Source organism: Paenacidovorax caeni (assembly GCF_001298675.1).
GTDB classification, from domain to species: domain Bacteria; phylum Pseudomonadota; class Gammaproteobacteria; order Burkholderiales; family Burkholderiaceae_C; genus Paenacidovorax; species Paenacidovorax caeni.
Genome location: NZ_CYIG01000069.1, coordinates 1 through 11,180, shown reverse-complemented (window position 1 = coordinate 11,180; position 11,180 = coordinate 1). Strand labels below are relative to the sequence as shown.

Here is an 11,180-nt window from a genome sequence, read left to right as displayed (position 1 = left end):
GCAGATGCGCATCATTGCCTTCATCACCCACAGCGCCGAAATCCGCCACATCCTGAACCACATCGGGGTGGAGTCTGCCCCCCCGCACATCACCCCGGCACGCGGGCCACCGCTGTGGGAGGGCTGCGACGCGCCGGTGGATGATGGTGCGCAAGGCGAGCCGGATTGGGATCTGGCAGCTCAACCCGACGAGGTAGACCAGCGCGTCAATTGGTGACCCAGTGAAGCGGCGGTATCCATCGCTGCGGGGAAGCAGCTGCGCGCGCGCCAGGCCCAAATGCATACTGCCTCCCAAGCTCTTGCCATTGAGCGGCAAGCGAGCGCTCAACCTTCCTTGGCCGAACGTGTTTCGAGGCCCAAAACTCGTGCCATACTTGGCCTCATGCGGTTGAATTTCCTATCCGCGGAGGCTGTGGCGCAGCTGATGGGCCGGGGGCCTGCGTCAGAACACACCGAACAGCATCAGCAGTAGGACGACGGACAGAGGGACGCCAAGCAGCCAGAGGATGATGGGCATGGTGATCTCCTTGAATGAAAAGAGGTGAAGGGATAGGTGCTTTCACCTTATCGCCGCCTGCGCCCCATCCTTGTGCGCCACCGCTGCAGACGGGCGTAGGCCCATGCCTACCGCTGCATGACTACTGCCCTACAGCCCCTGCTCCAGCGCGATCAGCTCTTCCACCGTCTGGCGGCGGCGGATCAGGCGCGCCTGGCTGCCGTCCACCAGCACCTCGGCCACCAAAGGCCGCGTGTTGTAGTTGGATGACATGCTGGCGCCATAGGCCCCCGTGTCGTGGATCACCAGCAGGTCGCCCACCTGGGCGGCGGGCAGTTCGCGCGGCAGCACCACGCCGCCATCGCCCTGGGTGAACACGTCGCCCGACTCGCACAGCGGGCCTGCCACCACGGTGGGCTGCTCGGCGGCCGTGGAGCCATCGCGGCGCAGCACGCTCATGGCGTGGTAGCTGCCGTACATGGACGGGCGCATGAGTTCGTTGAAGCCGGTATCGACCAGCACAAAGTGGTTGCTGCCCGCGTTCTTGGTGGCGCGCACCTGGCCCAGCAGCACGCCGGATTCGGCCACCAGAAAGCGGCCCGGTTCGATCTCCAGCCCCAACTTGTGGCCCACGATGGCCTCGGCCTGCTGGCGGGCGGCGTCCCACAGGCCGTGGTAATGCTGGGTGTCCACCACCGGGTCGCCGCTGCGGTAGGGGATGGACAGGCCGCCCCCCGCCGAAATGGCCTGCAGGTCATGCCCGGCCGCGTGGGCCGTGCGCACCAGGTTGACCATGGCGCCGCAGACCTCCTGCAGGTGGCTGTAGTCCACGCCCGAGCCGATGTGCATGTGCAGGCCCACCAGCTTCAGGCCATGCTGCTGGATGGCCGCCAGCGCGGCGGGCAGGTCGGTGTGCCAGATACCGTGCTTGCTGTGCTCGCCACCCGTGTTGGTCTTGTTGCTGTGGCCGTGGCCAAAGCCGGGGTTGATGCGCAGCCACACGGCATGGCCGGGCGAGCGCGCGCCCAGCTGGTGCAGCATGTCGATGGAGCCCGCGTTGACGGGCACGCCGTGCTCCACCACGCAGTCGAGCGTGGCGACATCGAACAGGTCGGCGGTGAACACGATCTCCGAGGGCTCTCCGCCAGCCACATAGCCCGCCGCCAGCGCGCGCAGGATCTCGCCGCGCGAGACGGCGTCCACCTTCACGCCCTGCTCGCGCATGAGCTTGAGGATGTGGATGTTGGAGCAGGCCTTCTGCGCAAAGCGCACGGTCTCGAAGTTGGACACCTGGGCGATGCGCTGGCGGATGGTGGCCGCGTCATACACCCACAGCGGGGTGCCGAACTGGTCGGCCAGGGACCACAGCTGGGCGGGGGAAAAGGGGTTGGACATGCAAAGACTCCGAAGGCAAAAAGGCGTGAACGATGCGCCGATGATGCCTGCCCCAGAGCATTCAGTCGAATGCTTTGATTGCCACCATCCATTCATAAAGGATATGCTCTGCGCATGACCGACGCCCCCCTGGCCCACCGCATCACCCACCGCCACATCGAGGTGTTTCGTGCCGTGATGACCGCGGGCAGCGCCACCGGCGCCGCCGACCTGCTGCACAGCTCGCAACCCACGGTCAGCCGCGAGCTGGCCCGGCTTGAATCGCTGCTGGGCTACGCCCTGTTCGAGCGCGTGCAGGGCCGCCTGCGCGCCAACGCCCGCGCGCTGGCGCTGTGGGACGAGGTGCAGCGCTCCTGGCAGGGCCTGGGGCGCGTTATCGGCCACGCTGTGGCCCTGGGTCGGCCGGACGCCGTGCAACTGTCGATGCTGTGCCTGCCCGCGCTGGCGCACGCCCTGCTGCCCGGCGCCGCGGCACGGCTGATGCACGGCCACCCGCAGGCGCGCCTGTCGGTCACGCCGCAAGAGTCGCCACTGCTGGAAGAATGGATGAGCGCCCAACGCTTCGACCTGGGCCTGTGCGAGCAGGCCAGCGCGCCGCCGGGCACCCGGGCCGAGGCGCTGCTCACGCTGGATGAAGTGGCCGTGCTGCCCGCGGGCCACCGCCTGGCTTCCCAGTCCACACTGCAGCTGCAGGATTTCGCCGGGGAATATTTTGTGAGCCTGTCGGCCGACGACCCCTACCGCCGTCTGATCGACGCACGCTTTGCCGAAGCCGGTGTGGCGCGCACCCTGCGCCTGGAAACCCACAGCGCCGCCGCCGTGTGCGCCATGGTGCAGCAGGGCCTGGGGGTGGCCATCGTCAACCCGGTAACGGCGCTGGCCGCCGCCAGCGCACAGTTGGTGCTGCGGCGCCTGGCGTTTTCGATTCCGTTCAGCGTCACGGCCCTGCTGCCGCTGTACCGCCCGCCCCTGCCCGAGGTGGCGCCCATGCTGGACGCCCTGCGCAGCGAGGCGGCGGACATCGCCCGGCGACTGCACGCGCTGGCGTAGTCAGGCGACGGCGATATGCTTCTCTTTTGATAGCTTTTCGCGCTTGCTGGTCAAGCGCTAGAGCCTGTTTTTATCTAAAACGGGGTCAGGACGGCGAGGACATGCTGCGCACCTTGACCGCCAGGCGGTCGGCCACCTCGGGCGAGACGAACTTGTGCACTTCGCCGCCCAGCACCGCGATCTCGCGCACAAAGGTGCTGCTGATGAACTGGAACTTGTCGCTGGGCGTGAGGAACACGGTTTCCACCTGCGGCATCAGGCTGCGGTTCATGCCCGCCAGCTGGAACTCGTAGTCAAAGTCGGTCACGGCGCGCAGGCCGCGCACCATGGCCTTGCCGCCGCGCGCCACGACAAAGTCGCGCAACAGGCCCGAGAAGCTCTCCACCTGCACCTGCGGGTAGTTCTTGACCGCCTCGCGGCACATCTCGATGCGCTCTTCCAGGCTGAACATCGTCTTCTTGTGGTGGCCCGCCGCCACGGCCACGATCACACGCTCGAACAACTGGGTGGCCCTGCGCACCACGTCTTCATGGCCCAGGGTGATGGGGTCAAAGGTTCCGGGGTAAACGGCGAGCACGTTCTGGGCCATGGCTGGTGGTCTCCTGTCTGGCGAATGGACGTTGGCCCGTGACCCTCCGAAGAGACCCCCCGGCCGCGTGCGCGCATTATGCAGTGCAGCATGCCCTCCCGTTAGACCACCCTGCGCCGCAGCGCCAGCAGCGCCAGCAACGCCGTCAGCAGCAGCAAACCCCCTTCGGAGAGCGTGGGGATGGCTTGCGCGCCGCCCGGGGCCGCCGCTGGCGCCGTGGGGCCGGAGGGGTCGGCGATGGTGCCATTGGGCGTCCAGTCGTCGTCACCCTGCTGGTCGTCGGTGAGCGTGAAGCGCACCGTGCGGCCGCTGATGGCCAGGCCCGTGGGCGCGAAGTAGCTGGGTAGGGTGTCGGTGCGGTCGGCCAGGCCGTACTTGGTGTAGCCCGCCACGGGCTCGGGCCAGGTGATTTCCATGGCGACGGCGGCGGTGCAGTTCACCAGCCGCACGCGCAGCAGGCCCTGGGGCAGCGTGCGGCCCGGCGGCGGCGTGGCGGGCGCGGCCTCGAAGCCGGTGGCGCCCAGGTCGAAGCGGCAGGCCGGGCCGCCGCCGGTGAAGGTGGCGCGGCCGGTGCCGCCCGCGCCGCTGGCGGGCACGGTGGTGCCTTCGAAGTACGGCACGCAGGCCACCTGCACGTTGCTCACGCTGGCGCTCACGTTGCTGCCGCTGGCGTTGGCGATAGTGCAACGCTGGCCCGTGGGCTGGGCGGCGATGGTGACGGCGTAGCTGCCGCCATCGGCCACGGTGCCGGTGAAGGTGAAGGCGCCGTTGGCAGCCACGGGCAGGTCTTCGCCGCCGTTGCGCAGCAGCAGGCCGGTGCCGGTCAGGCCCGTGACGGTGCCGCCCAAGGTGTGAGCAGGCGGCGGCGCGAAGGTGGCGGTGACGGTGCAAGCGCTGGTGACGGGCCCGGTGGTGTAGGTGTTAACGCCCACGCCCGTAGCCGTGCCATTGCACCCGCCAATGCTCTGCGTGATCTGGCCGGAAGGCGGGCTGGCGGTGCACAGCGCCGTGCCGCCGTGGGTGATGGTGGCGGGCGTGCAGCTCAGGTTACCTGCAGGGCTGGTGGTGATGGCGTGGGCACTGGGCACGCAGACGACTTGCACGTTGGTCACATTGGCGCTGGCGTTGCCGCTGCCGTTGGTCACTGTGCAGGTGCGGCCCGGCGGCTGCGTAAGCACGGTGACGCTGTAGGCGCCGCCCTGCGCGACGGGGATGCTGAAGGTGAAGGAGCCGTTGGCAGGCACCGGCAGGTTGTCGCCGCCATTGTTCTGCAGCACCAGCCCGGCGCCCGCCAGGCCGCTGGTGGTACCACCCACGGTGTAGGTGGCGGGGCCGACAAAGGCGGCGCCCACGGTGCGCGCCTGGTTCATGGTGACGCTGCAGGTGCCCGTGCCGCTGCAAGCGCCGCTCCAGCCGCTGAAGGAATGGCCCACGGCGGGCGCGGCGGTGAGGATGACGGCCTGCGCGCTGCCCTCGCCAGGGTAGTTGTAGCTGCACGTGCCAGTGGTGCAGGCCGATGGCGCGCCGCTCACGGTGCCCGTGCCGCTGCCGCTGAGGGTGACAGCCAGCGCCACGGTGCCCCGCCGCTCCAGCGCGCCGATGTCGCAGCCCACGCCCTGCGGGCGGGCGATGCCGCGCTGGTCGGTGGGCACGGTGCAGGCCACGGCGTCCAGCAGCTGGCTGTTGGCCCCGGGCAGGTAGCCGTAGAGGATGGGGTAGCCGTCCATGCCGTTGGCATCCAGCGCACCCAGTTCGGGGTCGGCGACCCGCGTCACGCCGGGGCAGGTGGCGCTGCCGCCCATGACGGCCTGGTTGCCGCCCGCGCAGCCGTCCTGGATCATGCTGTCGGTGATGGTGGTGGAGCCGGTAAAGAAGGTGATGGCCTGGGTGCGCTGCGCGGTGGCGGGGTTGCCCCACAGCACGGAGTTGATCACCCGCACGTCGCCGCCCTGGGTGAAGAGCGCGTTGTTCATGGCGCCGCTCATGTTGTTCACGAAGGTGGCGTGCTCCACGTCCACGCTGGCGTCCCCGCCCACCCCCACGATGGCGATGGCGCCGCCGGGCTGGCCGGAGGCGGACTGGTTGGCGGAAAAGGTGGCATTGCGCACCTCCATGCGGCTGGTGCCGCCGCCGTCGGCCCTGCTGAAGATGGCGCCGCCGTACACGGCCGCGCTGTTGCCGTTGAAACTGGCCTGCTCGATCACCGGGCTGCTGACGCCGCCGCTGCCCCTGGCAAGGTTGTACACGGCGCCGCCGCTTCCGCCTAAGGCGTGAGTGTTCTCGAAATAGACGTTGCGCAGCACGGGGCTGCTGGTGCCGCCATCGCCGAGGTTGTAGATGGCGCCGCCGTCGCCCCCGGCGTTGCTGTTGCGGATGATGACGTTCGTCAGCACCGGGCTGCTGACGCCGCCCCGGCTGGCGTCGTTGAACAGGGCCCCGCCATGGCCGTCGGCGCCCGAGGCGCCGATGTACACCCTGTTCAGTTGGGGGCTGCACACGCTGCCCGCGCCCGCGCCGTTGCAATACAGCGCGCCGCCGTTTGCCCCAGGCCCGGCCGCCAGGCCCATCACCAGATATACGCCGTCGATCAGGGTGTCGTTCAGCGGGGTGCCCAGGCTGCCGTCCAGATACAGCACGCGGCTGTGGTTGTTGCCGTCCAGCGTCGTCTGGGTGGGGGAGACGGGATCGGGCCGCTCGGCCCGCGTGGCCTCGGTGCCCACGAAGCCGCCGTAGAGCTTGACGTTGCGCTCGATGGCGAAGCCGCGCGCGCTGGGCGGCACGTAGACGGGGCCGCCGCCGGAGTTGGTGCGTTGCAGCCAGACCTCGCTGCAACTGAAGTCGGCCAGCGCATCGGCCAGGCTGGCGGCCTGCGGCCAGCTCGTGCCGTCGCCCGTGCCGGTGGGGGTGACGCGGCAGGCGCGCGGCGCGGCGGACGCGCTGGCTGTGACTGTGAAGGTGGTGCTGGTCTCGCTCACCACGGTGTCTTCGGCGCCGCCGTTGGCGGCGTTGGCCGCCGTGCCGGTGGTCTGGCCGCTGCGCAGCGTGAGCGTGGCCGCCGCCTGCTGGCCTTCAGTGGCCGGGGCCAGCATACGCACGCTGATCTGGTCGCCGCTCTTGACGATGGCCTCGCGCACCCAGTTGCCCGTGCCGTTGATGCGGATGAGCCCATTACCGCCGATGCGCGCGCCGCCCCAGGCCGCGCCGGTGCCCGACTGGCTGGCGAGCGGCGCGGGCAGCGTGAACTCCCACGGCGTGCCGGCCGGCCGCGTGTCCGCGAAGGGGCCGGCGGGCAGGCTGGCGAACGGCTGGCCCCCGCGCACCACGCGCGCTTCCGTGGCGTAGTTGTTGGAAAGCCAACTGCCGCCGGTGGAAAGGTTGAAATACGTGACCCACGCGCTGTTCACGTCGCCGGGCTTGGGCGAGGCCGACCAGTGCCAGCCATGGATGCCGCCCTGGCCGTAGATGGTGGGCAGCACCTCCTGGTTGACGGGCCGGCCAGACCCATCGTCAGGGCAGCCGCTCATCACCGCCCGGTATTCCAACCGATAGGGCAGACGCCAGGTGCCGGTGCGCAGGCGGTCTTCCGTCAGGCTGGCGCTGATGCCCCAGTCGGCCTGCTGGTCGAAGGGCAGCGGCAGCAGCTCCTGGGTGCTGATCCATTCCAGCCAGCGCTTCTGGATGTCTGCCAGCGCACCGCCCGAGCACTGGCTGCCGTTGAAGGTCATGCCCTCGATGCAGCGCGACCACACCAGCCCGCTGTGCCAGTGCATGGCGCTGGGGCGGCCCTCGGCCTCACCCACGATGTAGTCGCTGGTGGCGTTGGGGCTGGCGCAGATCTGGGCCAGCGCGGCGGCGGGCAGAGCCAGACAGGCAGCGAGGAGCGGGGGCAGGATGATTTGCTTCATTTTTAATAGCTTCTTGCGCTTGTCCATTGAGCGCTGGAGGCGGAAAACACCTTGATACGAAAGCAGGGTCTTGATGCACCGCAAGGCTACGCAGCGCGCCGACCTCCGTCTGTCCCCCTATCGGGCGACATGGAGCGCACAAAGGCTGTGGCAGCATCAGCGCATGGAATCGCCCAACAGCACCATCCGTGTCGCCGTGGTGGAAGACGACGGCGCCTGCCGCACGGCGCTGGCGCACGCCTTGCAGGCTGCGCCCGACATGCGCGTGCAGTGGCTGGCCGCCAGCCGCGCAGAGGCGCTGGAGCGGCTGAACGAGGAGCTGCCGCTGGACGTGCTGCTGCTTGACCTGGGCCTGCCCGACGGCAGCGGCCTGGAAGTTCTGGCCGCGCTGCGCCTGCGCTGGCCCCAGGCAGCGACGATGGTGAGCACCATCTTCGGCGATGAGGCCCATGTGCTGGGTGCCATCGCGGCCGGGGCCATGGGCTATCTGCTGAAAGACCTGCCTCCCCAGGCCGTGCTGCAAGAGGTGCGCAGCCTGCACGCGGGCGGAAGCCCCATCAACCCGATGGTGGCGCGCAAGCTGCTGATGCGTGCAGCCAGCCCCGGCCAGTCCGCCGAGGTCGCACCGCCGCCCGCCCAGCCGGCCGCAGTGACAGATGCCGCGCCCTCGGCCCGCGAGGCCGAGTTGCTGCGCATGGTGGCGCGTGGCCACACGCTCGACGAGGTGGCGCAAGCCATGGGTGTGACGCGCCACACGGTGCGCACGTTCGTGCGGCGCGTCTATGCCAAGCTACAGGTCACCACGCGGGCCGAGGCTGTCTCGGCCGCGCTGCGCCAGGGTTGGCTGGAGTGAACATCAAATACAAGCCAAATTGGCATGTAGCGCTTGTATGGCAAGCGCTAATAGCTATATTTTTCATAGCATCTTCCAATCTCGCCCAAGCAGCAGCTACCCACCTGACTGAAGCGCTGGCCTGGCATTCGCCCAGCACCACCTGGGCGCCGCCGCCCTCGCTGGCCGCGGCGGGTGACGGAGTGCTGGACCCCGCCACACCCTGGAAACCCGTGGCGCTGCCGGGCGCAAGCGAGCGCCGCACCCCCTCTGCCACGCCCGGCGACGGCACGCCGCCCCACGTCTGGTGGCTGCGCATGGAGGTGCCCGCCAGCGCGCTGGCGCCCACGCCGCAGGGGCCCCGTCTCTACATCCCGCGGTGGCACACGCTGGGCAACGCGGCGGTCTATGTCAACGGCCGGCTGGCCTGGCAGTCGCGCGGCAGCCAGGTGCTGGTCAGCTTCAACCAGCCCGTGTGGCTGGACCTGGGCGGCGACGTGCGCCCCGGCCAGCCGCTCACGGTGCACGTGCGCATGGCCGGCGCGGAGGGCGCGGGCGGAGCCCTCTCGTCCCTGTGGGCCGGTCCGGCCGAGGAGCTGCGCGCCGGTTGGCGCATGCGCAGCCTGCTGCAAAGCGACCTTCTGGCCTATGTGCGCGGCGCCAACCTGGTGCTGGGCCTGCTGGCGCTGGCCGTGTGGCTGGCGCGCCGTCGCCAGGGCGAAACAGGCTACCTGCTGTTCTTCCTGATGTCGCTGTCGCACGTTTTCGCCACAAGCTTCTTCCTGGTCGATGCCGAGGGCTTTGGCCTGGATGATGGCTGGTTCGCCTGGATGACCATGGCCGGTTCACTGAGCGCGTCAACCTGCGCGTTTCTGCTGCTGTGCCGCATCCAGGGACGGCACTACCCACGCCTCGCGGGCATGCTGATGCTGTACGTGGCTGTCGCCGCACTGGCACTGCTGCCGCTGTGGAGCCCGCCACACGGTGCCATGCTGCCGCTGCTGCGGCTGGTGCAGATTCCTGCCGCGCTTCCGCTGGTGGGCGCGGCGGTGGCGGGCGCCTGGAGCCTGCGCACCTGGCCACACATGCTGCTGGCGGCGCTGATGGTGCTGCTGTTCCCGCTATGGCTACACGACCTGGCGATGCAGAACTTTCGGGTAAGTGCCGAGCACATCTACGCCACGCCGTACCTGTATGTAGGCGTGATCGCCATGTTCCTGATCGCCTCCTTCCTGCGCTACCAGCAGGCCGCGCGCGAGGCAGCCCAGGCCCATGCGATGCTTGCCGAGCGCCTGGCCGCGCAGGAGCGCGAGTTGGGTCTGGCCCACGAACGCCTGCGTGCCGCCGAGCGCGAGCAGACGCTGATGCACGAACGCCAGCGCCTCATGCGCGAAATGCACGATGGCGTGGGCTCATCGCTGATGAGCGCGCTGCGTTTGGTGCAGCACGGCCAGGCGACGGTGGACGTGGCCCAGGTGCTCAAGGAGTGCATCGACGACCTGAAAATCTCCATCGACTCGCTCGAACCCGTGGACGCCGACCTGCTGGCTCTGTTGGCGGGCTTGCGCTTTCGACTGGAGCAGCGACTGGGCGAGGCCGGCATCGCCCTGCACTGGCGCACCAGCGAAGTCCCTGACCTGCCCTGGCTTGACGCGCAGAACGCCCTGCATGTGCTGCGCATCCTGCAGGAGGTGTTGACCAACATCATCAAGCACAGCGGCGCGACAGCCATCACCGTCTCCACCGCAGAAGCTGCCCGCGGCACCGATCCCGGCGTGCCCGGTGTCCAGGTGTGCGTGCACGACAACGGGCGTCCCTTCGCGCCCCTCGACACCCTGCCCCCCGGCCGCCGGGGCCTGGGCAACGTGCGCGCCCGCGCGCAAGCGCTGGGCGCGCAATGCTCCTGGGAGCACCGTGCACCCGAAACACCTGGCACTGCATTCACCCTGTGGTTGCCGCTGCGGCGCAATGGGTGATGATGATTCTGGCCTCTAGCGCTTAATTTGAAAGCGCTAGCAGCTATAAAATTAAGAGCCAATCCGCCAGCAACACCAACCGCACCACCAGGGCCACCAGGTCCTGATGACGCGGCGTGCCCGTCTTGGCCAGCACGGCGCGCATGTGGGTACGCACGGTGGAAATGCGCGAACCGCGCGCGTCGGCAAAGTCCTGCGGCGTTTGGCCGCGCATCAGCGCCAGCAGCAGTTCGGACTCGGAGGGCGAAAGGCGCCAGACCGCCCGCGCCAGCGCCACAGCCCCTTCGCTGCACAAGCTGCGCTCCATCACCGCCCAGGCCACTCCCGGCGCGCCATGGGGCAGACCCAGGGCCGCCAGATCACCCACCGACAGCGCCACCAGCAGCAAGCCGCCCGGCAGCTCGGCGCAGCCGCTCTGGCCCGCCAGGCATTGGCGAAACAGCGCCTGCAGCCGTACGTCGCCGCTACCCGCGGACAGCAGCGGGCCGCCGCGCAGCAGCGCACGCGGCGCCCGGTGTACGCCCAGCCCTGCCAGGGAATGCACACGGGTATTGGCGTGCAGCAGGCGGCCCGCCGTGTCGAAAAACATCAGGCCCATGGGCAGGCGCTCCATCAACGCCTCCAACCCCTGAGTGCGCGCGCGCAGCGCCTCTACAACCCACGCCACCCCGAACGCACGCTGCTCTACCAAACGGTAGCCGAGCACTACGAGACCTGGCTAGAGTTGGCCAGCGCGGGTCAGTTCGACGGCCAGGGCGACCACCACACCCCCAAGCCCTTCGTGCGCAAAGCGTTTGCCAAGTATCTTGAGTGCGGCATCTTTGCCCATGGCTTTGCCCGCGCTCGCTGCGGCGACTGTGGGCACGACTACTTTGTAGCCTTCTCCTGCAAAGGCCGGGGAGTCTGCCCCTCGTGCACCACGCGGCGGATGGTGGAG

The 11,180-nt window shown here is 69.2% G+C and carries 8 protein-coding genes and 1 pseudogene; 5 read left to right on the top strand and 4 right to left on the bottom strand.

Features of this window, described 5'->3' with window-relative positions:
• A pseudogene (locus BN2503_RS17880) lies at nt 1-217 on the top strand (IS91 family transposase); the annotation flags it as partial.
• 429 nt (nt 218-646) lie between these two features.
• Here BN2503_RS17880 and lysA read toward each other — a convergent pair.
• Entirely contained in the window at nt 647-1,891 is a 1,245-nt protein-coding gene (gene lysA, locus BN2503_RS17875; RefSeq protein ID WP_054257968.1) for a diaminopimelate decarboxylase, read from the bottom strand.
• 114 nt (nt 1,892-2,005) lie between these two features.
• On the opposite strand from lysA, the gene BN2503_RS17870 reads away from it, so the two are divergent.
• Nucleotides 2,006-2,941, top strand: coding sequence for a LysR family transcriptional regulator (locus BN2503_RS17870; RefSeq protein ID WP_054257967.1), 936 nt, complete (start codon nt 2,006-2,008; stop codon nt 2,939-2,941).
• Nucleotides 2,942-3,026: 85 nt separating this feature from the next.
• Here the strand turns inward: BN2503_RS17870 and coaD are convergent, their stop codons facing one another.
• Together coaD and BN2503_RS17860 are read right to left on the bottom strand one after the other, a co-directional pair.
• The gene (coaD, locus tag BN2503_RS17865; protein ID WP_054257966.1) at nt 3,027-3,530 is read right to left on the bottom strand and encodes a pantetheine-phosphate adenylyltransferase; all 504 of its coding nucleotides are present in this window, start codon (nt 3,528-3,530) and stop codon (nt 3,027-3,029) included.
• A gap of 101 nt (nt 3,531-3,631) precedes the next feature.
• A complete protein-coding gene (locus BN2503_RS17860; protein ID WP_139235561.1) occupies nt 3,632-7,435 on the bottom strand; it encodes an IPTL-CTERM sorting domain-containing protein in 3,804 nt (1,267 codons plus the stop codon).
• A gap of 163 nt (nt 7,436-7,598) precedes the next feature.
• Here BN2503_RS17860 and BN2503_RS17855 point away from each other — a divergent pair, with 163 nt between their 5' ends.
• The gene (locus BN2503_RS17855) at nt 7,599-8,288 is read left to right on the top strand and encodes a response regulator transcription factor (protein ID WP_054257964.1); all 690 of its coding nucleotides are present in this window, start codon (nt 7,599-7,601) and stop codon (nt 8,286-8,288) included.
• Between the two features lie 182 nt (nt 8,289-8,470).
• A complete protein-coding gene (locus tag BN2503_RS17850; protein ID WP_054257963.1) occupies nt 8,471-10,243 on the top strand; it encodes a sensor histidine kinase in 1,773 nt (590 codons plus the stop codon).
• A 43-nt stretch (nt 10,244-10,286) separates the two neighbouring features.
• Here BN2503_RS17850 and BN2503_RS17845 read toward each other — a convergent pair whose 3' ends face one another.
• Nucleotides 10,287-10,787 (bottom strand): helix-turn-helix transcriptional regulator, encoded by a 501-nt coding sequence (locus BN2503_RS17845; RefSeq protein WP_233495123.1) that lies wholly within the window; start codon nt 10,785-10,787, stop codon nt 10,287-10,289.
• On the opposite strand from BN2503_RS17845, the gene BN2503_RS19705 reads away from it, so the two are divergent.
• A partial coding sequence (locus BN2503_RS19705) for a transposase zinc-binding domain-containing protein (protein ID WP_434799883.1) occupies nt 10,782-11,180 on the top strand: 399 nt, incomplete at its 3' end. The two genes, BN2503_RS17845 and BN2503_RS19705, sit on opposite strands and share 6 nt — an antisense overlap.

Bases quoted from the DNA above. Each gene is read 5' to 3' on its own strand.
- lysA (WP_054257968.1), bottom strand. From the start codon at position 1,891: ATGTCCAACCCCTTTTCCCCCGCCCAGCTGTGGTCCCTGGCCGACCAG.
- BN2503_RS17870 (WP_054257967.1), top strand. From the start codon at position 2,006: ATGACCGACGCCCCCCTGGCCCACCGCATCACCCACCGCCACATCGAG.
- coaD (WP_054257966.1), bottom strand. From the start codon at position 3,530: ATGGCCCAGAACGTGCTCGCCGTTTACCCCGGAACCTTTGACCCCATC.
- BN2503_RS17860 (WP_139235561.1), bottom strand. From the start codon at position 7,435: ATGAAGCAAATCATCCTGCCCCCGCTCCTCGCTGCCTGTCTGGCTCTG.
- BN2503_RS17855 (WP_054257964.1), top strand. From the start codon at position 7,599: ATGGAATCGCCCAACAGCACCATCCGTGTCGCCGTGGTGGAAGACGAC.